Genomic DNA, 25,373 nt, shown 5'->3' on the forward strand with positions numbered 1-25,373 from the left:
CTCTCGCTCCGAGGAAGGGCAGGTGAGGCACGGCATCGCCGCGGCTCACCGACGGCGAAGGTCCCTGCTCCTCCGCCTAGGAAAGAGCCCGCCACGCCCCGACCAGGGCCTCACGGAACGCACCGACCTGTTCGGCGCTCATGTCGGCGACCATGCGCTCCTCGAGCGCGCGGGCCGGTCCGGCGTACTCGGCGAGCAGTCGTCGTCCCGGGTCGGCGAGCAGGATGAGGCGCTCGCGGCGGTTGGCGGGATTGGGCTCACGGCGGACCAGGTCACGGCTCTCCAGGGCCCGGACCATGTCCGCCATGGACTGGGCGGTGACGAAGGAGTCCCGGGCGAGCTGTGCGGCGGAGATGCCGTCGTGCCGCTCCAGCACCGTCAGGGCGGTGTACTGCAGCGCCGTGATCCCGGCGGGTTTGAGCAGCTCGTCGAGTCGGGCGCGCACCGCCAGCTCCGTCCTCTTGAGCAGATAGAGCAGCGACGTGCTCACGTTCGTCCTCCCCTGGTGACGGTCCGCGCGGGTGGCTCGTCGAGCCCCCGCAGGCGCGCCGGCCGTGACGGCAGCGCTCCCCCACCCTAGGCCATTGACAGGAATCCTGTTGATTCCACAGACTGACGTTCATCAGGATTCCTGTCGATCCCGGCGGTGTGCCGGGGCTTTCGACATCCCCTTTTCCCCCTTACGCGAGGTACCTCTCATGGATCTTCAGGGCAAGGTCGCCGTCGTCACCGGCAGCGGCCGCGGTCTCGGACTGGCGTACGCCCAGGCCCTCGCCGCGGCCGGTGCCGCCGTCGTCGTCAACGACGTCGACCAGGCCGTCGTCGACGCCGCCGTGGCCTCGATCACGTCCGCGGGTGGCACGGCCACCGGGGTCGTCGCGGCAGTGGGCGACAGCGAGGCGGCCCGGCAGCTGGTGGACGCGGCGGTCACCGAGTACGGACACCTGGACGTGCTCGTCACCAACGCCGGCATCCTGCGCGACCGCGTCCTGTGGAAGATGACCGACGCCGACTTCGACGACGTCGTCCGCGTCCACCTCCGCGGCACCTTCACCTGTGCCCGCGCGGCGGCCGTCCGCATGCGCGAACAGGGCAGCGGCGGCCGACTCGTCCTCATCTCCTCCCCCGCGGGACAGCGCGGCAACTTCGGCCAGACCAACTACGCCGCCGCCAAGGCCGGCATCGTCGCCATGGCCCGCACCTGGGCCATGGAACTGGGTCGCGCCGGCATCACCGTCAACGCCGTCGTCCCCGTCGCCGCCACGGAGATGACCAAGACCATCCCGGCGTTCGCACCGGTCATCGAGGAGTCCGAGCGCACCGGCAAGCCGCTGCCGGACTGGCTGCGCAAGGGCGAGGGCCTCGGCACCGTCGAGGACGTCGCCGCGCTGATCACCTTCCTGGCCTCGGACGACTCCGCTGGAGTGACGGGACAGGCCATCGGCATCGGCGGTGACCGCCTGGCCCTGTGGGCGCACCCCCAGGAGAAGGCGGTCGCCTTCGCCGACGGCGGGTGGAGCGCCGACGCCATCGCCGCCGAGTGGCCGGGAGGTGTCGGAGCCGAGCCCGAGTCCTACGGCATCCCCGCGCCCCAGGCTCCGGAGGCGTGACATGGCGGATCTCTCCCTTGACCTCGCCCGGATCACCGCCATCGACGTGCACACGCACGCGGAGGTCTCCAAGGACGGCCGCGGTGCGCTGAGCCCGGAGCTGTTCGGCGCCTCCGAGACGTACTTCAAGGCCCATGGCCACCGGCAGCCGACCATCGACGAGATGGCCGACCACTACCGGGAACGCCGGATGGCGGCGGTGGTCTTCACCGTCGACGCCGAGCACGCCACCGGCCATCCGCGGATCTCCAACGAGGAGATCGCGGAGAGCTGCGCCGCCCACGCCGACGTGCTGATCCCCTTCGCGAGCATCGACCCGCACAAGGGCCGGGCGGGCGTGCGCGAGGCACGGCGGCTGGTGGAGGAGCACGGGGTGCGCGGCTTCAAGTTCCATCCCAGCATCCAGTCGTTCTCGCCGAACGACCCGCTCGCCTACCCGCTGTACGAGGCCATCGAGGAACTCGGCGTCCCTGCCCTCTTTCACACCGGCCAGACCGGCATCGGCGCCGGTGTTCCCGGCGGCGGAGGCATCCGGTTGAAGTACTCGAACCCGATGCTGGTCGACGACGTCGCCGTCGACTTCCCCGAACTGCGGATCATCCTCGCCCACCCGTCCTTCCCCTGGCAGGACGAGGCCCTGGCCGTGGCCACCCACAAGCCGCACGTGTACATCGACCTGTCCGGATGGTCCCCGAAGTACTTCCCGCCGCAGCTCGTCCGCTACGCCAACACCCTGCTCAAGGACAAGGTCCTCTTCGGGTCCGACTACCCGGTCATCACTCCTGACCGGTGGCTCGCCGACTTCGAGAAACTGGACATCAAGCCCGAGGTCCGGCCGAAGATCCTCAAGGAGAACGCCGCCCGCCTGCTCGGCCTGCTCACCGACTGAAGGAACCGCTCGTGTTGAACCAAGGCATCGGCTCCTGGCCCGCGCGCCGGGCCCGCAAGACCCCCGACCGGATCGCCGTCGTCCACGACGGCCGCACCTGGACCTACCGTGAACTGCACGGCCGGGTCCTGCGCCTCGCGCACGCCCTGCGCGCGCTGGGTGTGGCGCGGGGAGACCGGATCGCCTACCTCGGGCCCAACCATCCGACGTTCCTCGAGACCCTGTTCGCCGCCGGCACGCTGGGCGCGGCCTTCGTCCCGCTCAACACCCGGCTGACGGCCCCGGAACTGGCCTTCAACCTGGCCGACTCGGGCAGCACCGTCCTCGTCCACGCGCCCGAGCACGCGGAGGCGGCCCGTGCGGCGGCCGTCGAGGCACGTGTACACCACCGGGTCGTGCTCGCCGGCCCTGCCGAGGACGGAGCGCTCGGGTACGAGGAGCTCCTGGCCGACGCCGCGACCGCTCCGCTGGACGAGGCCGTGGCACCCGAGGACCCGTGCATGATCATGTACACCTCCGGCACCACGGGGCGCCCCAAGGGCGCCGTCCTCTCCCACGCCAACATCACCTGGAACAGTGTCAACGTCCTCGTCGACACCGACCTGGCCCACGACGAGGTGACCCTCGTCGTGGCCCCGCTGTTCCACACCGGCAGCCTCAACATGACCTGCCTGCCGACCCTGCTCAAGGGCGGCCGGGTGATCCTCCTCGGCGCCTTCGACGCCGAGCGGGTCCTGGAACTGATCGAGGACCTGCGCGTGACGTACATGTTCGGCGTCCCCACCATGTACGACGCCATGGCCGCCCTGCCCCGGTGGGAGACCGCCGACCTGTCCAGCCTGCGCACCCTCAACTGCGGCGGTGCGCCGGTGCCCGCCCGCACCATCGCCGCGTACCTGGACCGTGGCCTCGCCTTCAGCCAGGGCTACGGCATGACCGAGGCCTCCCCCGGGGTCCTCTTCCTGGACCGGGACCAGACCGCCGCCAAGGCCGGCTCCGCCGGGGTGCCGCACTTCTTCACCGACACCCGGGTGGTGCTCCCGGACGGCCGCGAGGCGGGGCCCGGGGAACGCGGCGAGATCCTGGTCCAGGGCCCCCACGTCATGACCGGGTACTGGCGACGGCCCGAGGCCACCGAGGACGCCTTCTCCGGCGAGGACGACGGCCGGGTCGGTGCCGACGCCGGTACCGGCGGGCGCTGGCTGCGCACCGGCGACATCGCCCGGCTCGACGAGGACGGCTACGCGTACATCGTCGACCGCGTCAAGGACATGTTCGTCTCCGGCGGCGAGAACGTGTACCCGGCCGAAGTGGAGGACGCCTTCCTCACCCATCCCGGTGTCGCCGAGTGCGCCGTCATCGGCGTGCCCGACCCCATATGGGGCGAGGTCGGCCGCGCCGTCGTCGTCCTCCGGCCCGGCGCCGGCGCCGACGAGGACGAGCTCCTACGTCACCTGCGGGGACGGCTCGCCAAGTACAAGATCCCCAAGTCCCTGGTCCTGACCGGGGAGCTGCCCCGCACGGCCTCCGGCAAGATCGTCAAGGCCGCCGTGCGCGACGCGTACGCGAACGGTCCGGACGTCCGTCCGCGCGCCTGACGAGCACCCCGACATCCACCCCCGCGAGCGGCGTCCGCCGCTGCCCGCGCCATCGGAAGGATCCGCCATGCCCACGACCGCCCACGGCCTCGACGAGCTCAAGGCCCTCACCGGAGCCGACCTCGGACGTACCGACTGGCTCGACATCACCCAGCAGCGGGTGAACACCTTCGCCGACGCCACCGACGACCACCAGTGGATCCACACGGACCCTGAGAAGGCCAAGGACGGGCCCTTCGGCCGCCCGATCGCCCACGGCTACCTCACCCTCGCGCTCATCATCCCGCTCTTCGGCGAGCTGCTGGAGATCACCGGCACCACGATGAGCGTCAACTACGGGCTGGAGAAGGTCCGTTTCCCCAGCCCGGTGCCGGTCGGCGCGAAGATCCGCCTGCACGGCGCCGTCGGCGCTGTGGAGGAGGTCAAGGGCAACGGCGTCCAGATGTCGCTGACGTTCACCGTCGAGGTCGAGGGCAGCGACAAGCCGGCCTGCGTCGCCCAGGCCGTCTACCGCCACTACGCCTGACGGGCCCCGGCGGAAGCCGCGGGGGCGGCACCCACCCTGTGGCAGGTCATGGCCGGTACCGCCCCCGGCTCCGTCTCCTCAGCCGGCTCGGCCGCGGCGCTCCGTGCCGGCCGCGGCGAGCGCGGGCGCGGTGAGCGCGGGCGCGCCGAGTGCGGGCGCGCCGAGCCGCCGGCTTGCGGGCACGCCCCTAGCTCAGCGTCTGCAGCGCGGCCGCGTCGTACGCCTTCAGCTCGTCGATCCGCCCCGCCAGGACCTTGGACGCCCACTCCGGGTCCTGGAGCAGGGCTCGGCCGACGGCGACCATGTCGAACTCGTCGCGCTCCAGCCGGTCGAGGAGGTTGTCGAGGCTGCCGAGCTCGGCGCCCTGGCCCGCGAAGGCGTGGATGAAGTCCCCGTCGAGGCCGACCGAGCCGACGGTGATCGTGGGCCTGCCGGTGAGCTTCTTGGTCCAGCCCGCCAGGTTCAGGTCCGAGCCCTCGAACTCCGGCAGCCAGTATCGACGGGTGGAGGCGTGGAAGGCGTCGACGCCGGCCGCGGCGAGCGGGGCCAGGATCGCCTCCAGCTCCTCCGGGGTCTCGGCGAGACGCGCGTCGTAGGCCTCCTGCTTCCACTGCGAGTAGCGGAAGATCACCGGGAACTCGGGCGAGACGGCGGCGCGGACGGCGGCCACGATCTCCGCGACGAACTTCGTCCGGGCCACGGCGTCGCCGCCGTAGGCGTCCGTGCGGCGGTTCGTCCGCTCCCACAGGAACTGGTCGAGCAGGTAGCCGTGGGCGCCGTGGAGCTCGACGCCGTCGAAGCCGATGCGCTCGGCGGCCGCGGCGGCTTCGACGAAGGCGCCGATGACGTCGTCCAGGTCACGCGCGGTCATCGCCTTGCCCTCGCCCTCGGTGCCGTCCACGCGGATGCCGGAAGGGCCCACCGCGGGGGCGTCGGCGTACGGGGCCTGGCCCTGCTTGCGCACCATGCCGATGTGCCACAGCTGCGGCACGATCGTGCCGCCCGCCGCGTGCACGGCCGCCGCGACCTCCGCCCAGCCGGCGAGCTGCTCCTCGCCGTGGAACCTCGGCACCCGGTCGCTCTGCCCGGCCGAGTCGTGGCCGACGTAGGTCCCCTCGGTGACGATCAGGCCGACCCCGGCGGCCGCGCGGCGGGCGTAGTACGACCGCACGTCCTCGCCGGGAACGCCGCCGGGCGAGAACATGCGCGTCATCGGGGCCATCACGATGCGGTTGGGGATCGTCAGGCCGTTCAGCGCGACGGGCCGGGACAAGATCTCGGCCGCACGGGAGGCGGGGGAAGCGGTGACGGTCACGGGGACGCTCCTCATAGCTACTGCTCGACAACCTTGACGCTTGAACACTTCATGCAACGAAAAGAAGGTAGGGGTAGATATTTCAGATAGTCAAGCTTCTCCGGGTCGGGGTGGCCCCGCGGCCGACCTCGACCTCCGGTCGCCCGGCGGTCCCGGGAGGAGTCGGTTCACCCCACCCCTCACGGGGTGAAGATCTCGAACTAGTCTTCGCACCATGGCCTTGCGACCTGACGAGTTCTACGACCACGCGCTCGCCGCCGCGGACGGTGAGCGTCGGCTCCCGCTCGCGCGCATGACCGGGTGGAGTGTCAGCCCGTTCGAAGCGGACGGGCTGCGCGTCTCACCTCTGCGACCTCCGGTCCTGCCCGAGCCTCCGCGGCACGGCGAGGACCGGTCGGACTGCGACGCGTGCCGTGACCGCGGCAACGGGATCTGGTTCAACGACAGTTGGCGGCTCACCCGGATCCCCGGAGTCGGTGTGCCGCTGGTGCTCATGCTGCATCCGATCGAGCACCACGACATGGCCGACCTGCCCGACGAGCTGGCGGCGGAGTTGGGGGTCCTGTCCACTCACATCGTCCGCCACGTGCAGGCCCTGCCGCACATCTCGCGTGCCCACGTCTACCGCATCGGCGACGGAGGCGCGCATCTGCACATCTGGTTCTTCGCCCGACCCGAGGGGCAGAGCCAGCTGTACGGATCGTGGATGCCCGTCTGGGACGACCTGCTCCCGGAGTACCCGGCGGATGTCGCGGAGGCGGACGCGGCGATCGTGGCGGACGCGCTGATCGCCTCCGTCGGGGGTCGCCGCTCGGCCGCCGACGCATCCCCGCGCGACTGAATCGCCGACGGACACCCACGCCCGACTCGGCGTGCGTCGCGCCGACGTGTACGCAATTGCCGCGGGCTGGACCCGCGGCGCGGCCCTTCGACAAGCCGGTCCAGGTGACCGGGGGATGGAACTTCGCCCAGACCGTCGCCGCCCATGACATCGACGGCGACGGCAAGGCGGACATCCTCGCCAGGGACGACTCCACCGGCACGCTCAAGGCCTGGTCGGCACGGGGTGACGGCACCTTCGGGGCCGCCCGTGACGTGACGAAGGGCTGGTAGCACTCACGGATCGGCGTCCGACCTCAGCGGGCCTCGTACCGGGGATGCGGCCCGCTGAGGTCTGACGCCCTTTCCGGGCCGGGTCGGCCCCCGCGGCGCGGCCGTTCCCCCGCCGCGGGCCCGACCTCAGTGGGGTGTGCCGGCAGACTCGGAGGCGCGGGGGCGCTCCGGTACGGCGTGCAGGCGGACGGCGTCCGGGCCGTGGGGGCTGTGGCGGGCCGCCCAGGCCTCGAGGGCGGTACGGCAGGCGTGGTCGAGGTGGTGGACCTGGGAGAGGTCCAGTTCGACCGGCCGGTCGTGGGGCAGCGCCTCCAGTGCGTCGAGTATCTTCGGCAGGCGCAGGAAGGTGACCGTACCGGAGAGACGCACCCCGACCGGGCCTTCGCCGTCGTCGGTGCGGTCGATGCGCAGGTGGGAGGCGTCCCAGGCGGCCTTCGCCACGGAGAGGACGAGGCCGATCAGGACGCCCTCGAACATGTTGACCGCCACGATCGACACCGCCGTCACCACCAGGACGAGCGCCTCGCCGCGATGGGTGCGCCAGAGGGCGGCGACCGACCGGAACGGGATCAGCTTCCAGCCGGCGTGGACGAGGATGCCGGCGAGGGCCGCGAGGGGCACGTACGCGAGGGTGGCCGGCAGGAGCGCGGCGAAGAGCAGCAGCCACACGCCGTGCAGCACCCGGGACGCCTTGGTCCGGGCACCGGCCTGCACGTTGGCCGAGCTGCGCACGATCACGGCGGTCATGGGCAGGGCGCCGAGCAGGCCGCAGACGGTGTTTCCGACGCCTTGGGCGACGAGTTCCCGGTCGTACTGGGTGCGCGGGCCCGCATGCAGCCGGTCGACGGCGGCGGCGCTGAACAGCGACTCGGCCGAGGCGATCAGCGCGAACGCCAGCACGGTGCCGAGGAGGGCCAGGTCGGCGAGGCCGGAGAGGGAGTCCGTGCCCGGCAGGCGTACCGCGTCGAGCACGCCGCCGACCCGTACCGTGGCGACGGGCAGGTCGAACAGCCAGGTCGCCCCGGCGGCCAGCAGCACCGCGACCAGCGCGCCGGGAACGGCCTGAGCGGCGCGGGGCAGCCGCCGCCAGGCCACCATGACCAGGACGGTACCGGCGGCGACGGCCAGGGAGACGAGGGCGGTGGTGCTGTCCAGGGCCTTGACCAGGGCGGCGGGCAGCCCCGCGAGCTTGGCGAGGCCGGAGGCGGGGGCGGGAATGCCGGCGGCGGCGTACAACTGGCCCGCGATGATGACGAGTCCGATGCCCGCCAGCATGCCCTCGACCACGGACAGGGAGATGGCCCGGAACCAGCGCCCCCACCTGAGCGCGCCCATGGCGATCTGCAGGAGCCCGGCGAGGAGCACGACGACGCCGAGGCCGGGCAGTCCGAAGGCGCGGACGGCCTCGAAGACGAGCACGGTCAGGCCGGCGGCCGGTCCCGAGACCTGGAGGCTGCTGCCGCGCATCAGGCCGGTGACGACACCGCCGACGATGCCGGTGATCAGGCCGAGTTCGGCCGGGACGCCGGACGCGACGGCCACGCCGATGCACAGCGGCAGCGCGACGAGGAAGACGACGAGCGAGGCGGCGAAGTCCTGCCGCAGGTGGGGGAAACGGGAGAGGGGGCGGGGGACGCGGGAGAGGGAAGGCGGCATGCGGATCTCCCCTTTCACAGGGTCTCGAAGGTGTCGGTCAGGGGGCGGTACGCGCTGACGGCGCCGGTGTGCACCTCGTAGTACCAGCCGTGCAGTCGCAGCTCGCCGGACGTCAGGCGGCGCTCTACGCAGGGGTAGGAGCGCAGCCGGAGCAGCTGGGCGAGGACGTGGCCCCGTACGGCGTCGGCGACGGCCGGGTCGTCGGGGCGGCCGGGTGCGCCGTCGGGGGCCGCGTGGGCGAGCCAGTCCCGGACGGCGGGTACGGCGCTGAGGTCGTCGCCGCGGACGAGGGCGCCGACGGCGCCGCAGTGGGAGTGGCCGCAGACGACGACGTCGCGCACGCCGAGGACTTCGACGGCGTACTCGATGGTGGCGGTCTCGCCGGCGGGGGCGGTGCCGGCGTACGGGGGGACGATGCTGCCCGCCGTGCGCAGTTCGAAGAGTTCGCCGGGGCGGGCGCCGGTGATGAGGGCGGGGACGACCCGGGAGTCGGAGCAGGTGATGAACAGGGCGGCCGGGGACTGTCCCTGGGCGAGCGGGGCGAACTCCTCAGGGCGCTGTCCGAACCGGCGGGCGTTGTCGATGAGGGGCTGCATATGTGTATTCCTCCTGGCGCGCGTGGGGCGCGTCGGGCTGACAGGACGGCTTCGCGTTGGTCCTGCCCGTCAGCAGCGAAACACCTGGAGTGCGGAGGGTGCGAGGGCGCGCGTACGCGCGGCGTCCGGGCCGTGCGGGTGGTGCCGTCTCGCGCGCGTCCCGCCGTCGGCGGGCGTCCGTGGCTCCAGGAGGACCGGTACGGGCGGGAGTTCGGCGGGTCCCGCGTGGCACGGGGTGGTGCGACGGGGAGTTGCGCGGCGCCGTCCGTGGTGGCGTGCGGCGGCGCGGCTCGAGGTGGCGGTGAGTTCGCCGTCGTTCGAGGGGACGGTCTCGTACGGGGTGGGCGCGGCGGCCTGGACACGGGGCGACGGAGCGGCGGTTCGAGGCCCGCACTCCGCAGCGGGGCTCCCGCTGCCGCAGGTCACGGCGAGGACGAGGGTGAGGACGAGCGTGAGAACGAGGGTGAGCCTGGAGGCGGCTCGGGGTGTCGTGGCGGGATGCCCGGTGGACGTCATGAGCACTTCCCTCCCCCGGGTCGCACTGTCATCGGAATTCACCAAAGCAAGTTCAAGCTGAGGTCAATGAACAGTAATACGCGCACGTGATGTCACCCGCGTAACACCCGGTGAACAGGCCCGGTTTCCGACTGGAACCAGCCGCAAGTTGACGCGATCGCCTACGGGATCGGCGCCAGGGCGCGTCCGGTCCGGGGGCGCGGACGTCCGCTGCCGCCCGCGCACCGCAGCACGACGGGGCGCGGGCCGGCGCATGCTCCGGCCGGACGCGGCTCCGGCCGGACGCGGCTCCGGCCGGCTGTACCGGGTCACCCCCCTTACCTCGGGGTCGCGCCGATCCCGTCTCCGCTCAGTGCCACTCCCAGCGCAGCGCCCGGAAGCCGGGCCCCGGGTTCTCGAAGACCGCGTGCACCCGGCCGGCAGCGCTGATCCACACCGGTTCCGCCGACAGGGGCTCCCCGGTGACCGCGGCGCTGCTGCAGCGCCGGCAGCGCACCGGCACGGCATCCGGGTGGAAGGCGACCTCCAGGGTGTAGAGGAGGGCGGGGGCGTGGAACCCCCGCCCGCACTCCTCGGCGCGGCGTCCCTCGTCGGGGAACCGCAGGGTGTACTCGATCAGCGTGGTCCCTCCCTCGGACAGCGTGCGGTCCAGGAACAGCTCCGCGACCACCAACGGCACGCTGGGGTCCGAGCGCAGGCGCCCGAGGCGGGCGTTGCGTACGTCGGCGAACTCGGGCAGCGCTCCGTCCGGGTCCTCGCCCCGGAGGATCACCACGCAGCGGTCCACCCCGTCTCGGGTCGCCTTCAACGTCAGGCGGGTGGTCAGCCGTGCTCCGGCACCCCGCGCGTCGAGCTCGTAGCTGTCGTGGGCGGCGACCCGGAGGAGGCCGTCGTCCGTGCTGCCCAGCTCGGCCAGCAGCTCCGGGAGGCTGACGAACTCCCGCCACAGGTGTTCCGTCTCCACCACCTCGTCGTCCCGGTGGACCCAGCGGCCCCGGGGGCGGCGCGGGCCGAGCAGCGAGACCAGGCCGTCGGTGGGAACGCCCAACAGCTCCTCCAGGAGCCGGACCGCCCGCCGGGACTGCGGGCGTTCGGGGCGGCTGCGGCCGCGCCGCCAGTAGCTGAGCGTGGTCACGCTGATCTCCACGCCGCGCTCGGCGAGTCGGTGCTGGATACGTTCGAGACTGAGCCCACTGGCCCGCACGGCGGAGTCCAGGGCTGCCTCGAAGGGGCCGGTGCGGAGCACGTCGCGGAGATCGGCCGCTCCTTCTCGCGGTCGTACGGCCTTCAGCTCCTGCAGCCGTGGGGCCTGGGCCGTCCGCTCGAACCGTGTCGTGCCACTGGTCTTCACCAGTCTCTCGCCTCCTGCACCGACGTCGCGTGCCTGGGGATGGAGGCGCTGCCGGGAACAGCGCGCTCGTGGGGGGATGGAGGCGCTGCCGGGGAACAGCGCGCTCGTGGGGGGATGAAGCGGCCACAGGCTAGCCACGACAAGGCCGGATATCGACGAGACGTAAGACACTCTGTGAACAGTTTTGACCAAAGCTCAGGGCGGGGCGGGGCCACGACCGGGAGGGGACGGGGGCACCCGCCTCTTCACAGCGCCTGCAATTAAACAGAGTTGGGGCTCGTTGACCCGGGTTCCCGACGGCGGCCACGATCCCGGCCCATGAAGAGAACCGTTCTTGCCGCATCGATCTCGCTGGCCGTCAGCGGCCTGCTGATAGCCGGCGCGGGATCCCCCGCCGCCGCTGCCCCCACGGCTCGGCCCCACCCGCCCAAGGCCGACAGGAACCAGGCCGTCCAGGACGCCCGCGAGTCGATCGCCGCCCACCCCGGCGCGGTGCGGGCGAGCTCCGACGACACCTTCGCGTCGGCCTCGGTCCTGGTCGACCAGGACGGCACGCGGCACGTGCACATGACGCGCGCGTACCGCGGCCTGCCCGTCCTCGGCGGTGACGTCGTCGTGCACTCCGCACCCAGCGGCGCCTTCCGCGAGAGCACGCTGACCCTCAAGGACAGCCTCTCCCTCCCGGTGACGCCCAAGGTCGGCGCCGGGCGCGCGGAGGCCCTGGCGCAGAGCAGGTTCCAGGGCAAGCGGGCCAGGACGACCAGCAAGCTCGTGGTGGACGCCCTCTCCGGGACCCCGCGCCTGGCTTGGCAGGTGACCGTCGACGGCACCGCCCCCGACCAGTCGCCGAGCCACTTCAACGTGCTGGTGGACGCCCTGACCGGCAAGGTCGGGCAGACGTGGAACGCCTTCCACACCGCCGACGGCACCGGCCACGGCTACCAGGTGGGCGACGTCCCGCTGACCACCACCGCGGTCTCGGGCGGCTACCAGCTCAAGGACGGCACCCGCGGCAACGGGGAGACCCGTGACGCGCAGAACCTGACCGCCACCAACGACAGCCCGCCGACCGGCTGGGGCAAGGCGTTCACCGACACCGACAACGTGTGGGGCAACGGCGCGCTCAGCGACCGCGCCACCGTCGCGGCCGACGCCCACTACGGCATCCAGGCGACCTGGGACTACTACAAGAACGTGCACGGCCGCAACGGCATCAAGAACGACGGCGTCGGGGCCCGCTCGTTCGTGCACTACGGCAACAACTACGCCAACGCCGGCTGGGACGACACCAGCTTCAGCATGATCTACGGCGACGGAGCGCCGGGCGACAAGCCGTTCACCGAACTCGACGTCGCCGGCCACGAGATGAGCCACGGAGTCACCTCCGCCACCGCGAACCTGAACTACTTCGGCGACGCGGGCGGCCTCAACGAGGCGACCAGCGACATCTTCGGGACCCTGGTGGAGTTCAACGCCAACAGCGCGGCGGACGCTCCCGACTACCTCATCGGCGAGAAGATCAGCTCCACGCCGCTGCGGTACATGGACGACCCCAAGAAGGACGGCGTCTCCCAGAGCTGCTGGACCACCGGCACCAAGAACCTCGACCCGCACTACTCCTCCGGCGTCGGCAACCACTTCTTCTACCTGCTGGCGGTCGGCTCCGGCTCCTCGCAGTGGGGCAACAGCCCCACCTGCAACGGCGGCACGGTCACCGGCATCGGCAACGCCGCCGCGGGCAAGATCTGGTACCGCGCGCTCACCACGTACATGACCTCCGGCACCACCTACCCCGAGGCCCGTACCGCGAGCATCAAGGCCGCCATCGACCTGTACGGCGCGAGCAGCAGCCAGTGCGCCGCGGTCGAGAAGGCGTGGAGCGGCGTGGCCGTCGTTCCCACCGCCACCACCTGCGGTGCCGGCACCCCGCCGAGCGGCACCAACCTGCTCGCGAACCCGGGCTTCGAGTCCGGCGCGGTGAGCTGGACCTCCAGCACCGGCGTGATCACCAACGACGCCGGCGCCAGCCCGCGCTCCGGCTCGTACTACGCCTGGCTGAACGGTTACGGCAGCGCACACACCGACACCCTGTCCCAGTCGGTGACCGTCCCGGCCACGGCCACGGCGCCCAAGCTCAGCTTCTACCTGGCGATCGACACCCAGGAGTCGGGCACCACGCCGTACGACACGCTGAAGGCACAGGTCGTCTCCGGCACCACCACCACGACCCTGGCGACGTACTCCAACGCCACGCCGGGCAGCTACACCCAGCGAACGCTCGACCTGTCGGCGTTCAAGGGCAAGACCGTCACGATCAAGTTCACCGGCACCGAGGACTCCTCCGCGGCCACGAGCTTCCTGATCGACGACACGGCGGTCACCACCGGCTGAGCCTCCCCACAGGCTCCGCGGATGCGTGAGGCGGGCCCGGCCGGTGGTCACCGGCCGGGTCCGCCGCGTGCACGGGGCGGCCGGTGGCCCGAGGTTCAGTGCAGGACCACTCCCGGGGCCACGTGGAAGCGGGTCGCGTCGGGGACGGGGCGGCGGTCGTGGGGTTCGAGCATGTCCCTGCGCTCGAACCATTCGGTCAGGCGGGTGCGGGCCTGCTCGTCGCGCTTCCGGGAGCGCTCGTCGGCCCCCTCGGTCTCCGCCGGGGAGATCTCGCGGAGCAGAACGCGGATCGTCGCGGTGTCGTCCTCCGGCAGCTGGAGGGCGAGGACGGAGAAGGCCGTGCCCGGGGGGAACACGACCTCCGGTTCGTCGTCCGTCCCGCTGAAGACGGAGGTCCGGCGGCCGGTGGTGGACCAGATCCCGAACTCGACGGCGCCCTCCAACTCCGCGTCGCACGCGGGGACGGCCGCCACCGCCGCGGGCTCGACGAGGACCGTGCCCGGCACGTACCGGTCCAGCGGCACCCGCTCCTCCGGGATGGCGAGCATGACCGCCCCGTAGTGCCCCGGCAGGCGGCGCAGGCCCGATTCCAGGCAGCGCAGCAGCGGGGTGAAGGGGCCGGGCGCGGCCGCCCGCGCGGCCTGGGCCAGTCCCGCGCGCGAGCCCGGGTCGGGGGCGTCGGCCTGGTACACGGCGATCGCCACCAGGTCCGGCTTCAGTCCGTCCTGCGCCAGGAAGCGCAGCGACGGCAGCCGGGAGGCCAGCAGCTCCGCCTTGCTCGCGAGGATGTGGTACTTCTCGCCCAGGAGTTCCCGGAGAGCCGCTCGGTCGTCCGGGCCGCTGCGGCCGCCCGGCATCGACGGGGGGACGGGCATCGGCGGAGCGACGGAAGCCGCCCGCACCGGGGGCTCCGGTTCCCCGCGCACCGGCGACTCCGGTTCCACGCGCAGCGGGAGCTCCGTTTCCCCGCACACCGGAGGCCCCGGTTCCCCCCGCACCGGGAGCTCCGTTTCCCCGCGCACCGGCGACTCCGGTTCCACGCGCAGCGGGAGCTCCGTTTCCCCGCACACCGGAGGCCCCGGTTCCCCCCGCACCGGGAGCTCCGTTTCCCCGCGCACCGGCGACTCCGGTTCCTCGCGCACCGGATTCGAGGCCGAAGTCGGGGGCAGGGGCGGCGCCGGAGTTGCTGCCGGGGCCGATGCGGGGGTCGGGGCCGCGTCGGGAGGCTCGCTCGCGGCCGGGCGCGGGAACGGTCCCGTACGGGGTTCGGGGGCGGGCTCGGGCCTGGCAGCCGGTGTCGGCACCGGGCGGGGATGCGCGGAGCCGAGCCGGCGCAGGTTCAGTTCTCCTGCCCAGGAGCGGAGCTGCTCCTCGTCGGACGCGTCGCCGTGGAGCAGGAGTCCGTACGGTTCCGTCGCGCCGAGGTCGGGCAGCGCGGCCAGCACGGCGGGCAGTGCCCGCCGGACCTCCGGGCCGAGGGGCCGCTCCCCGTCACCCGCGATGAGGACCGGGCCGGCCGGGTCGGGGCGCACGGTGCGGGGGCGGGCGTCGGTCACCCCCTCCGCCGGGCGCAGCCAGAGTCCCGCCGGAACGAGTTCGAGGACCCAGTCCTCCAGGTCCGCGCACGCGTACTGGGCCGGGCCCGTCGCCTCCGGGCCGGACGGCGCCAACCACGCGGACGGCACCACCCGGTGGTGTGCGGGCGAGGCGGCGAGTTCGAGCAGGAGGGGCTGCCAGGTGGGCGCGCCCCGTGCGTCGAGGAAGGTGGTGGCATGGGCGTCGGCCGACCGTACGGGGAGGCCGATCGCGGCCCGCACCGTGCGGTCGAAGCGGTCGGCGAGGGCCACCGCCATGGCGACGAGGTCGGCGGGGTCGGCCCACGGCGCGGCCAGCAGGAGGTGCCGCGCGTCCGCCGCGTCCGCCGGCGTCCGGTCCAGGAGTTCGACGGCGGGAAGCGTGGGGCGGGCCGGTGATCCGACACCCAGGAGGAAGGTGTCGGGGGCGACGCCGATCAGCGGCTCGACCGTCTCGGGCGGTCCTCCCAGCCACACTCCGCCCGGCACGGTGCGCGTGTCCTCCCCCGGTCCCCCTCCCGGCCCCTGGGTAGGTGTCGCTCCGCATCCGTGCACGCCGCCCTGGGACTCCGCCACGACGCGGACGGGCGGTGCCGGAGGAGGAAGGGGTTCCTCCGTCTGCCGCTGCTCTCCTTCCCGCCCCTCCTCCCACTCCTCCGGTTCCTCCTGCGCCGGCGGTTCCTCCGGCGGCCACCCCGGGCCCAGTTCGACCGGCTCCTCTCTCGGTTCCGCCAGCCACCAGGTGCCCGGTGCCGCGAGTCGCAGCGTGCCGTCCGGTTCGACGGTGACCGCTCCGTCCGGGGCGACCACCGGGAAGTCCGCCGTCGTGGCGACCGCCTGGACCGGGCGGCCGCCGCCCGGGCCCTCCGTGGCGAGGCCCGAGGCGGCGAGGACGAGGCGGGTCGCGCCGCGCTCCCCGGCGAGGGCCACCAGGTCCGGAAGGGCGTGGCGGAGGACCGGTGCCGCGTCCGGTGCCGCGGCCAGGACCAGGAGCGCGCCGGGCAGTGGGGGCAGCGCGCTCAGGACGGGTGTCAGGGCGGCGGCCGTCTCGGCGGAGGCGATCACCAGGTGCGGGCCGACGGGGTGGGTGCCCGATGCGGTGGCCGGGGCGGGGGTGGTCATCCGGCGTGTCCGTTCTGCGGGGCCTGGCCGTCGGGGTCGAGCAGCGGGGTCTGGAGCTGCACGGTGCGGCGGCGGGTGATGTGCAGCGCGCGTCCGGTGGGCAGCACCTTCGGCTTCGTGCCGCCGAAGAGGTAGCCCTCGGTCGGCGGGCAGGAGAGCAGGACGGCCGGGGTGTTGACGTCCTGGAGCCTGCGCAGGAGCGGGTCGGACAGGCCGCGGCCGGCGCCGTTGGCGGAGCGGGCGACGATGACGTGCAGGCCGATCTCCGCGCCCTGGGCGAGGTTGTCGAGTACGGCGGCGAAGGGGTGGGCCGCCATCGAGCCGTTGACCAGGTCGTAGTCGTCGACGAGCACGAAGAGTTCCGGGCCGCTCCACCAGTCCCGCAGCCGCAGCCGGTCCGGGGTGATGTCGGCGGCGGGGACGCGGTTGGCGATCGCCTTGCCGGCGCCGGTGATCATCTGGCGCAGCGGGTCCGCGGAGACGGCGTAGCCGAGGCGGTATTCCTCGGGCACGGTCTCGTACATCTCGCGGCGGAAGTCGACCAGCATCAGGCGGCCCTGGTCGGGGGTGTAGGCGCGCATGATCTGGGTGGCGATGTGCTTGAGGAGGTTCGTCTTGCCGGTCTCGCTGTCCCCGACGACGATCAGGTGCGGGTCCTGCGCGAAGTCGTGCCAGAGCGGCTGGACGTCGTTCTCCTCCAGACCGAGCGGGATCCGCAGCGAGCCGTGCGGCTCCGGGAGGTCGGCGGCGTCGAGGACGAGGGGAAGCATCCGGACCTCGGGGGCGCGCGGGCCGGTCCAGTGGTCGGCGACGACGTCGACGAGGTCGGCGACGCCCTCGCCGAGGTCGTGGACGGTGCCGATGCCGTCCATGCGGGGCAGCGCGCACAGGAAGTGCATCTGGTCGGCGGTGATGCCGCGACCGGGGATCTTGGGGACCTTGCCCGCGGCGCGCATGTTGACGACCGAGTCCACGGCGTCGCCGAGGCGCAGTTCGAAGCGGGTCTGGAGCTGGTCGCGGAGGGCGCCGGTGATCTCTCCCCAGCGGGTGGTGCCGACGAGCAGGTGGACGCCGTAGTTGAGGCCGCGCTGCGAGATGAGGGTGAGGGGCTGGACCAGGTCCATGAAATCCTGGCGCAGGGTGTTCCAGCCGTCGATGACCAGGAACACGTCGCCGTGCGGGTCGTCGGGGAGTTCGCCGGCGGCCTTCTTGCGGCGGAAGGCGGCGACGGAGTCGATGCCGAGTTCGGCGAAGTACTTCTCGCGGCGGGTGATGACCGCGTTGACCTCGGCGATCGTCCGGACGACCCGGTCGGGGTCGTGCCGGCCGGTGACCCCGCCGACGTGCGGGAGGCCGCGCAGACTCGACAGGGCGCCGCCTCCGAAGTCCAGGCAGTAGAACTGCACTTCGGCCGGGGTATGGGTGAGGGCGAGCGCCGTCATCAGGGTACGGATGAGGGTGGACTTGCCGGACTGCGGGGCGCCGGCGATGCCGATGTGGCCGTCGGCTCCGCCCAGGTCGGCCACGAGCAGGTCGCGGAGCTGCTGGAAGGGCCTGTCGACGACTCCGACCGGGACCTTGAGCGTGCCGCGTACCGGGCCGTCGGCGGTGAAGCCGTGCTCGGGGTCGGGGCCGATCGGGGGCAGGAGTTCGTCCAGGGTCGGCGGCACGTCGAGGGGCGGCAGCCACACCTGGTACGCGGGCGGACCGGCGTCGACCAGGCGTTCGGCGGCGATGTCGAGGAGCGTCCCGGTCTCCTCGACCGCCGTCTCCTCCTCCGGGTCGGGGGTGACGGGCAGCACGCGCGGGGCCACGTACTCGGTGCCGAGGGCGACGACCTGGCCTTCGATCACCGAACGGCGGGCGGCCGGGCGGCGCTTGGGCAGGTAGGTGCCGGAGACGTAGGCGGCCTTGAAGCGGGTGAGGGTGGAGATGTCGCTGCGCAGGTAGCCGTTGCCGGGCTGGGAGGGGAGCTGGTAGGCGTCGGGGACGCCCAGGACGCCCCGGGACTCCATGGCGGAGAAGGTGCGCAGGCCGATCCGGTACGACAGGTGGGACTCCAGCTGGTGCACGCGTCCTTCGTCGAGGCGCTGGGAGGCGAGCAGCAGATGCACGCCGAGGGAGCGGCCCAGGCGGCCGATCATGACAAAGAGGTCCATGAAGTCGCGGTGGGCCGCGAGCAGTTCGGAGAACTCGTCGACGACGACGAAGAGGGTGGGGAGCGGGTCCAGCGGGGTGCCGTTGGCGCGGGCGGTCTCGTACTCCAGGAGGGAGGCGTAGTTCCCGGCGGCGCGCAGCAGTTCCTGGCGGCGGATCATCTCGCCGTGGAGCGCGTCGCGCATGCGGTCCACCAGGTCGGCCTCGTCCGCGAGGTTGGTGATGACGGCGGAGGTGTGGGGCAGGCCGTCCAGGCCGAGGAAGGTGGCGCCACCCTTGAAGTCGACGAGGACGAAGTTGAGGATCTCCGAGGAGTGGGTCAGGGCCAGGGCGAGGACGAGGGTGCGCAGCAGCTCGGACTTGCCGGAGCCGGTGGCGCCGATCAGCATGCCGTGCGGGCCCATGCCGCCCTGGGCGGATTCCTTGATGTCGAGGTCGATGGGGGTGCCGTCCGGGCCGAGGCCGAGGGGGACCCTGAGCTTGTTGGACTGGTTGCGCCGCGCCCACTGTTCCTTGACGTCGAAGCGGTGCAGGTCGGGGATGCCGAGGAGGCCGGCCAGGTCGAAGTCGGTCTCCAGGGGTTCGCCCGCGTCGAAGCTGTCGCCGAGTCGGTACGGGGCCATGGCGGCGGCCATCCGGGTCGCGGCGACCGGGGTCAGGCCGTCGGGGACGCCGAGCGGGGTGATCTGGTCCTTGCGGTTGCGGTCGGCGCCGACCATCTCCAGGGCGGCGGGGCCGTCGGGTGTGCCGGTGATCCGCAGCCGGAGGGTGAGCCGGCCGTGCTGCCAGTCCAGGGTGGAGCCGATGTCGACGACGGTGGCGTTGCGGTAGCCGCCGAGCGCGGCCCGGTGGGGGGAGGCGAAGACGGCTCCGTCGAGGACGACGACGGTGTACGGCTCGTCGCGGCTGGGCGAGGCGTCGGGCTCGAAGGGCGGCCGTGCGCCGAACTCCTCGCCGAGCAGCTGCTCCAGTTCGCCGATGCTGCCGGCGACGAGCCGCAGTGCTCCGGCACCGTCGGTCTCATGGGGGTGCAGGGCGTGCGGGAGCCACTTCGTCCACTCCCAGTGGGCGCGCCGGTCAGGTGCGGCGACGACCGCGACGCGCAGTTCGTCGGGCGCGTGGAAGGTCGTCAGCTGGGCGAGGATCGCCCGGACCAGGGCGCGGGACCGGTCGTCGTCGGGGCCCGTCCCGGTCTCGCCCCCGGGCCGGGTGCTGCCGTCGGCGGAGTCCGCGTCGGTGCGGATCAGGACGTGGGCGAAGCCGCGCAGGTGGATGGCGACGGGCTGGTCGGCGACGGAGCCGTACGCGTGGATGAAGCGGCGCAGTGCGTGGGCGCCGAGCGGTTCGAGGTCCTCAACCGGCTTGGTGGCGAGCGGGGCGAGGCGCACCGCGAGGCGCTGGGAGCCCCGCGCGATCCGGACGTCGCTGAAGTCCGGGTGGGAGGAGCGCCGTTCCCACAGGCGCGAGGTCCGCACCAGGAAGGGCAGCTCTGCCGGGTCGGGGTGGCGCCAGGCCAGGGCCTCCTGCTGGCGCAGGATCTCCTTGCGCACCTGTCGGCGCATCTGCGCCAGGTAGCGCAGGTAGTCACGGCGTTCGCCGGTCAGTTCCTGCTTGCGGTCGGCGTTGCCGCGCATGATCTGGGTGACGACCATGCCGATCGCGGACACGGCCATGGTGCCCATGGCGATGTACGTCATCATGCCGCCGTTGGGGCGCAGGAAGATGAAGACCATGGAGAGCGAGGAGAGCGCCATCGGCACCATCGTGATGATGCTGCCCATGCCGTTCTGCTTCTCCGGCAGGCCGGGGGGCTCCTGGAGCTGGATCTCGCCGTCGGGCATCTCGGGGCCCGGCCGGCGCGGCGGGCGGTTGACTTGCACCACGCTCAACGAACTTCGCTCCTCACGCCGGCTTCCGCCTGGCGGCCGACTCTCTGCGGTTTCCTCGTCAGTCGGGAACGGACGGGTGGTGCGGGACGGTTCAACCGGTCCGTACGGTGGCTTCGGAGGAACCCCGGATGAACCCGGCGGCCGCGGGGTGCGTTGACCGCTGCGGCATGGAGGGAGCGGAGGAAGGGGTGAGGCGTGCGTGCTCACGGATGCCCGTCGGGTCGCCGGCCCGGCCGGTCGCCGGGGTGGGCCGGGCGATGTGCGCACGCCCGTCGGGGCGGTGTCGGGGGGAGAGCGGTGTACGAGGACGAGGACGACGGGACGGGCGAGGTGCGGGCGCTGCTGCGCACGTGGTTGCCGGGCGCCGGCCCGGAGGAGGTGGATCCGCTCGGCGGGTCCGTGACCGGGCTGGACGTACCCGAGGCCACCGCGTCCGAGGTGGCGGACGCGCTCGCCGCGCTGCTCGGGTCCGCTGCCCCGGCCGACCCGCCGGAGCCGGAGGCGCTGACGATCGCGCGCGTGTTCGTGGTCGACGAGCATCCGTCGGCGGCCGGCTGGAGCGAGGGCGAGCGGCGGTCGGTGGCCGAGCTGGCCGCCGTGCTCGTGGCGCGGTACGGCGAGGAGGGGGTCGAGGCGCTCGTGCGGGAACTGCGGGGCGAGCCGCGCGGGGGCGGCTGAACCCGCCGCCGGGGTGCTTCCGTTCCCCTGTCCGCCGAGGGCGTTCCGGCCTCGGCTGGACAGCAGGAAGGACACGCGGGCAGTGAGCGGTAGCGCGGTGGCGGGGCTGTGCCGGTTGAGGTTCCACGGGCCGCACAGGGTGGTCGAGCTCTCCGTACCGGCCGACGTCCCCCTGGCGGACCTGTTGCCGACCGTTGTCGGCTACTCCGGGGACGACCTGGACGAGAAGGCCGTCGAGGCGGGCGGTTGGGTGCTCCAGCGGCTCGGCGAGGAGCCGCTGGACGAGGAGCGGACGGCGGAGGCCCTGGGGCTGCGCGACGGCGAGCGCCTCTATCTGCGGATGCGCCGCGAGGCGCTGCCGGAGGTGCACTTCGACGACATCGTCGACGGCGTCGCGGCCGGGCTGGAGCGGCGCGGCGACGGCTGGCACCCCGCCCTGGCCCACCACCTGGCGCTCGGCGTCGCGTTGCTCGCCCTGGCGGGCGGTCTCGTCCTCCTCGCCCTCTCCGGCGGCCTCGGTTCGCTGCGGGTGGTCGCGTCGGCCGGCACCGGGTTCCTGCTGCTCCTCGGCGCCGGCAGCGCCGCGCGGGCGGTGGGCGACGCCGGGGCCGGTACGGCGCTCGGCGCTGCGGCGGTGCCCTATCTTGCGCTGGCCGGCGCCCTGCTGCCGGCCGGGGAGAGCGACCTGACGGCCGCCCGGCTGCTCGCGGGCGGTTCGGCGGCGGCGGGCGCGTCGGTCCTCGCGCTGGCGTCCGTGGCCTGTTCGGCGCCGCTGTTCCTCGGGCTGCTCGTCAGCTCGGTCGCCGCGTCGGCGGCGGGGGTCCTCGTCCTGGCGGGGCTCACGGCCTCGGAGGCGGCGGGGGCGCTGGCCGTGCTCGTGGTGGCGTTCGGGGCGTTCCTGCCCGGCTTCGCCTTCCGGCTCTCGGGGCTGAAGCTGCCCGCGCTGCCGCGCCGGGCCGAGGAGCTGCAGGAGGACATCGATCCGTACCCGGCCCAGGGGGTCGTGGACCGCAGCGCCGTGGCCGACGCCTATCTGACCGCCTTCCACGTGGTGACCGGCGCCCTGTGCGCCGCCTGCCTCACGGTGATGGCCCCCGCGCCCGGCTGGGCCCCGGTGGCGCTCGCGGCCGTGCTGTCGCTGCTGCTGATCCTGCACGTCCGGGAGGTCGGCTCGCGGTGGCAGCGGTTGGCCCTGATCCTGCCGGGCGTGTACGGGCTCGCCCTGCTCGTGACCGGGTGGGCGCTCTCCCTGGGACCGACGGGCCGGCTGGGCCTGCTGACGGGCCTGGTGGCGGCCGCGGCGGCGCTCGCGATCTTCTCGTGGACGGTGCCGGGGCGACGGCTGCTTCCGTACTGGGGCCGGGCCGCCGACCTGCTGCACAGTGCGCTGGCGCTGAGCCTGATCCCGCTGGCGCTGACCGAGTCCGGGCTGTTCACGTGGGTGCGCGGGCTCACCGGCTGAGCGGCGCCCCGGACACACCCCCGACCACCACCGACGTACCTTTCCCACGCAGGAGTTCACATGCAGTCCAGACGCGACCAGGTGCAGGCCCACCTGTTCGTGATGAGCAGGCTCGGGGCCGGGATGACGCGGGGCGAGCCCGACGCGCTGGACCTCCCGACCCGGCGGACCACCCGTGGGGTGCGTACCGGACTGTTCATCGCCGTGATCATCGCCCTGGTCATGGGCCTGTACGGGGCGATCAAGCCGGGCGGCGCGACGGGCTGGGCCAGGCCGGGCACCCTGGTGGTCGTCAAGGAGACCGGAGCCCGCTACCTGTTCGTCGGCGGGGAGCTGCGGCCGGTGCTCAACCAGGCCAGTGCCCGGCTGGTGGCCGGGGAGAAGATGACCGTGACGCAGGTCGGCCTGAACTCGCTCGGGGCGGTGCCGCGCGGCGGACCGGTGGGGATCGTGGGCGCGCCGGACGGGCTCCCTCCCGTGTCCGCTCTGGCCCGGGGCGACTGGCTGGTGTGCGGCCTGGCGGAGGCCGCGGCGAGCGGACGGCCCGGGCCGGTGGTCTCGGTGGCCGTCGGGGCGGCGGGCGTGGGCCGGGCGCTGGGTCCCGGGCAGGGCGTCCTGGTGGCGGCCTCGGACGGCAGCGACCACCTGCTGTGGCAGGGGAGGCGGCTGCGCCTGGGTGCCGGCGCGGGGACGGCGCTCGGCTACGGCACGGCCGCTCCGTTCCCGGTCGCGTCGTCCTACCTCAACTCCCTTCCGGTGGGCCCCGATCTGGCCCTGCCGGAGATCGCCGGGCGCGGCGCGCCCGGGCCCGCGCTCGCCGGGCGGGAGACCCGGATCGGCCAGCTCTTCACGGGCCCGGGCGGCGAGCCGTACGTCCTCACCCGCAAGGGCCTGGCAGCGCTCGACCGCACCCGCTTCGAGCTGCTGCGCGGCGACCCGCGCACGCAGCGGGAGGCGTACGCGGGAGCGCCGGCGGTCGCGGTGGCGGTCGGCGCGGCAGATCTGGCCGCTCACCCGGCTCCGGCCGGGACCCTGCCGGGCGCGGGCCTTCCTGCGACGCCGCCGGAGTTGGTGGCGCCGGGTGCCGGGCAGGGCGTGTGCACGGCGGTGCGGCCGGCGGCGGACGGGGGGTCCGGCACTCTGGTGACCGTGGCCGACGCGGCGGCGGTCGCGGGCCGTCCGGTGACGCCCCAGCCGGGTGTGACGGCGGCGTGCGGCGCGGCGGACCTGGTCTCCGTACGGCCCGGGGGCGGCGCGCTGGTGCGGGCCCTGTCCGGGGCGGGCGCGGCCGGGACGACGTACCTGGTCGCGGACAACGGCGTGAAGTACCCGCTGCCGACACCGGAGTCCGCGAAGACCCTCGGCTACGCGGGCGCGGCGGCGGTGGGGGTGCCGGCGGCGCTGCTTCGCATGCTGCCGTCGGGGCCGGCCCTGGACCCGGCGGCGCTGGCGGCGGCCGGGGTGCTCGAACCGGCCGCGGGCCTGCGGACGCCGGTCTGCGGAGCGGAGCCGGCGGACCCGAAGAGCGCGCGCTGACCCGCCGGCGCCCCTGGTGAACCCCGGGCCGTGAGCGGCCCGTTCACCCTGCCGGGAACCCACCGACCGGACGATCGAAGGAGATCTGGTGACCACTCCCCACGACACCCTCAAGGTGTCTTCAGCGGTACTCACCCAGACCCTCAACGAACTGGAAGGGCACCTCCAGACGATGGAGCGGTCCTACACCCAGTCCGAGGACATCGCACAGCAGGTCTCCGACGCCATGAAGTCGGCCGCCGGCACCAAGTTCATCGCGAAGATCGAGAACTGGCAGCGCGGCTACCGCACGGTGATGGCCGAGTACAAGGACCTCCTGGATGCCGTCGGCGTCACCAGCAAGGTCATGGAGGACACCGCCGGCGAAGCGGAGGCGAACATGGACCTGTGGAGCGGCGACGTCTACGACGTCCTCAGCAAGTGACGCAGACGGAGCGCCCCCTCCCCGCTTCCCTCCCCGTTTTCCCTCTCCTGTGTAAGGAACGCGCATGAGCGAAATGTCAATGGAGATCAAGCATGGCGTGCTCGAGGACGCCAATGCCCAGATGGTGCAGGTCGCCGCCGCCATGGACGGGGCGCTGGACACGATCCTGAAGCGCCTCGACGCCATCAAGGCCGAGTTCACCGGTGAGGCGGCAAAGGAGTTCGACGAGTTCCAGCGGGCCGTCAGCCTGCTGGACGCCGACCTGTCGGGCCAGTTCAAGACCGGCGCGGACCTGCTGGCGGACGCGCACGGCATCATCCGGAACGGCGACCGCAAGAGCGCCTATCTCTTCCAGCGCTGAGCCGCTCCCCCGAACCCGGCCCGCCGCCCCCCGCCGGCGCGCCGGGTTCCGCCGTTCCCGGGCCGGTCTGAACCCCGGGGTGCGGAGCTTCCGTTCTCCGTGCCGGACGGCCCGGACGACGTACGACCGAGACTTCGGCAGGAGAGCACTCATGGGAAACCCGAGCGGCGGCGAACCGCACGACGAGACGGTCACGTCCATCACGGACGACGTGCTGCGCGACTACGCGTGGAAGTTCAACACGCTGCTGCAGGACTTCCAGGACCCGTCCGTGATGGCACTGCTCTCCTGGGAGAAGGGCATCGGCAACAGCAAGCTCCTGCCGGGGAACGTGAAGGAGCTGGTGAGCGCCCTGTCCGTGCAGGAGGGGTTCGCGTCGCTGTGCAAGGAACTGAACAGCGCGCTGGAGGCGTTCCGCAAGATCGCCAAGACGGCCAACCTCGACCTGATGTTCGTCAAGGAGACCTTCCAGAACGCCGACGACGAGTCCATCGACGTCACGGAGATGTGGGAGATCCTCAACGACATCCAGCGCGGCGCCGGCGCCGGTTCGGGCACCGGCTCCTCCCCCTCGACCGGCAACTAGCAGGAGCGCCGACGCCTCCGGAA

At 73.1% G+C, this 25,373-nt stretch carries 21 protein-coding genes; 13 read left to right on the forward strand and 8 right to left on the reverse strand.

Annotated features, from left to right (window positions below; all coding sequences use genetic code 11):
* Window positions 1–76: 76 nt before the first annotated feature.
* Window positions 77–490, reverse strand: coding sequence for a MarR family winged helix-turn-helix transcriptional regulator (locus ACIRQF_RS08300; RefSeq protein WP_376634496.1), 414 nt, complete (start codon window positions 488–490; stop codon window positions 77–79).
* 208 nt (window positions 491–698) lie between these two features.
* On the opposite strand from ACIRQF_RS08300, the gene ACIRQF_RS08305 reads away from it, so the two are divergent.
* The 4 genes from ACIRQF_RS08305 to ACIRQF_RS08320 all read left to right on the forward strand — a co-directional run bounded on the left by ACIRQF_RS08305 (window position 699) and on the right by ACIRQF_RS08320 (window position 4,623).
* Window positions 699–1,610, forward strand: a complete 912-nt coding sequence (locus ACIRQF_RS08305) for an SDR family oxidoreductase (protein ID WP_404089992.1) — start codon at window positions 699–701, stop codon at window positions 1,608–1,610.
* A 1-nt stretch (window position 1,611) separates the two neighbouring features.
* Window positions 1,612–2,499 (forward strand): amidohydrolase family protein, encoded by an 888-nt coding sequence (locus ACIRQF_RS08310; RefSeq protein ID WP_404089994.1) that lies wholly within the window; start codon window positions 1,612–1,614, stop codon window positions 2,497–2,499.
* Between the two features lie 11 nt (window positions 2,500–2,510).
* Window positions 2,511–4,097, forward strand: a complete 1,587-nt coding sequence (locus tag ACIRQF_RS08315; protein ID WP_404089996.1) for a long-chain fatty acid--CoA ligase — start codon at window positions 2,511–2,513, stop codon at window positions 4,095–4,097.
* 67 nt (window positions 4,098–4,164) lie between these two features.
* On the forward strand, window positions 4,165–4,623 hold the full coding sequence (locus tag ACIRQF_RS08320; RefSeq protein ID WP_376634490.1) for a MaoC family dehydratase: 459 nt from the start codon (window positions 4,165–4,167) through the stop codon (window positions 4,621–4,623).
* A gap of 187 nt (window positions 4,624–4,810) precedes the next feature.
* Here the strand turns inward: ACIRQF_RS08320 and ACIRQF_RS08325 are convergent, their stop codons facing one another.
* Window positions 4,811–5,938, reverse strand: coding sequence for an NADH:flavin oxidoreductase (locus tag ACIRQF_RS08325; RefSeq protein WP_376634488.1), 1,128 nt, complete (start codon window positions 5,936–5,938; stop codon window positions 4,811–4,813).
* 214 nt (window positions 5,939–6,152) lie between these two features.
* Between ACIRQF_RS08325 and ACIRQF_RS08330 the strand changes: the two genes are divergently transcribed.
* Entirely contained in the window at window positions 6,153–6,779 is a 627-nt protein-coding gene (locus ACIRQF_RS08330) for a hypothetical protein (RefSeq protein ID WP_404089999.1), read from the forward strand.
* Window positions 6,780–6,883: 104 nt separating this feature from the next.
* Window positions 6,884–7,051 (forward strand): FG-GAP-like repeat-containing protein, encoded by a 168-nt coding sequence (locus ACIRQF_RS08335; protein ID WP_404090001.1) that lies wholly within the window; start codon window positions 6,884–6,886, stop codon window positions 7,049–7,051.
* Window positions 7,052–7,177: 126 nt separating this feature from the next.
* Here the strand turns inward: ACIRQF_RS08335 and ACIRQF_RS08340 are convergent, their stop codons facing one another.
* The 4 genes from ACIRQF_RS08340 to ACIRQF_RS08355 form a co-directional block, all read right to left on the reverse strand.
* Complete coding sequence (locus ACIRQF_RS08340; protein WP_389751998.1) at window positions 7,178–8,707, reverse strand: SulP family inorganic anion transporter; 1,530 nt, start codon at window positions 8,705–8,707, stop codon at window positions 7,178–7,180.
* 14 nt (window positions 8,708–8,721) lie between these two features.
* The gene (locus tag ACIRQF_RS08345; protein WP_376634480.1) at window positions 8,722–9,303 is read right to left on the reverse strand and encodes a carbonic anhydrase; all 582 of its coding nucleotides are present in this window, start codon (window positions 9,301–9,303) and stop codon (window positions 8,722–8,724) included.
* Between the two features lie 69 nt (window positions 9,304–9,372).
* On the reverse strand, window positions 9,373–9,819 hold the full coding sequence (locus ACIRQF_RS08350) for a hypothetical protein (RefSeq protein ID WP_404090004.1): 447 nt from the start codon (window positions 9,817–9,819) through the stop codon (window positions 9,373–9,375).
* A gap of 349 nt (window positions 9,820–10,168) precedes the next feature.
* Complete coding sequence (locus ACIRQF_RS08355) at window positions 10,169–11,170, reverse strand: hypothetical protein (protein WP_382480993.1); 1,002 nt, start codon at window positions 11,168–11,170, stop codon at window positions 10,169–10,171.
* A 318-nt stretch (window positions 11,171–11,488) separates the two neighbouring features.
* Here ACIRQF_RS08355 and ACIRQF_RS08360 point away from each other — a divergent pair, with 318 nt between their 5' ends.
* Window positions 11,489–13,561, forward strand: a complete 2,073-nt coding sequence (locus ACIRQF_RS08360; protein WP_404090006.1) for a M4 family metallopeptidase — start codon at window positions 11,489–11,491, stop codon at window positions 13,559–13,561.
* A gap of 95 nt (window positions 13,562–13,656) precedes the next feature.
* Here ACIRQF_RS08360 and ACIRQF_RS08365 read toward each other — a convergent pair whose 3' ends face one another.
* Both ACIRQF_RS08365 and eccCa read right to left on the reverse strand, forming a co-directional pair.
* The gene (locus tag ACIRQF_RS08365; RefSeq protein WP_404090008.1) at window positions 13,657–16,257 is read right to left on the reverse strand and encodes a hypothetical protein; all 2,601 of its coding nucleotides are present in this window, start codon (window positions 16,255–16,257) and stop codon (window positions 13,657–13,659) included.
* Window positions 16,254–20,255, reverse strand: a complete 4,002-nt coding sequence (gene eccCa, locus ACIRQF_RS08370; protein ID WP_404091735.1) for a type VII secretion protein EccCa — start codon at window positions 20,253–20,255, stop codon at window positions 16,254–16,256. Before eccCa ends, ACIRQF_RS08365 begins: the two co-directional genes overlap by 4 nt.
* A gap of 345 nt (window positions 20,256–20,600) precedes the next feature.
* Between eccCa and ACIRQF_RS08375 the strand changes: the two genes are divergently transcribed.
* From ACIRQF_RS08375 to ACIRQF_RS08400, 6 genes are all read left to right on the forward strand, one after another.
* Window positions 20,601–20,981 (forward strand): hypothetical protein, encoded by a 381-nt coding sequence (locus ACIRQF_RS08375; protein ID WP_389751986.1) that lies wholly within the window; start codon window positions 20,601–20,603, stop codon window positions 20,979–20,981.
* An 82-nt stretch (window positions 20,982–21,063) separates the two neighbouring features.
* Complete coding sequence (eccD, locus tag ACIRQF_RS08380) at window positions 21,064–22,443, forward strand: type VII secretion integral membrane protein EccD (protein WP_404090010.1); 1,380 nt, start codon at window positions 21,064–21,066, stop codon at window positions 22,441–22,443.
* Window positions 22,444–22,503: 60 nt separating this feature from the next.
* Window positions 22,504–23,979: a type VII secretion protein EccB gene (eccB, locus tag ACIRQF_RS08385; RefSeq protein ID WP_404090012.1), complete on the forward strand. Its 1,476-nt coding sequence runs from the start codon at window positions 22,504–22,506 to the stop codon at window positions 23,977–23,979.
* An 88-nt stretch (window positions 23,980–24,067) separates the two neighbouring features.
* Window positions 24,068–24,403 (forward strand): hypothetical protein, encoded by a 336-nt coding sequence (locus ACIRQF_RS08390; RefSeq protein ID WP_376634465.1) that lies wholly within the window; start codon window positions 24,068–24,070, stop codon window positions 24,401–24,403.
* Window positions 24,404–24,467: 64 nt separating this feature from the next.
* The gene (locus ACIRQF_RS08395) at window positions 24,468–24,764 is read left to right on the forward strand and encodes a hypothetical protein (RefSeq protein ID WP_376634463.1); all 297 of its coding nucleotides are present in this window, start codon (window positions 24,468–24,470) and stop codon (window positions 24,762–24,764) included.
* Window positions 24,765–24,915: 151 nt separating this feature from the next.
* On the forward strand, window positions 24,916–25,350 hold the full coding sequence (locus tag ACIRQF_RS08400) for a hypothetical protein (protein ID WP_376634461.1): 435 nt from the start codon (window positions 24,916–24,918) through the stop codon (window positions 25,348–25,350).
* Window positions 25,351–25,373 lie beyond the last annotated feature (23 nt).

This window comes from Streptomyces sp. NPDC101191 (assembly GCF_044767915.1).
GTDB lineage: Bacteria > Actinomycetota > Actinomycetes > Streptomycetales > Streptomycetaceae > Streptomyces.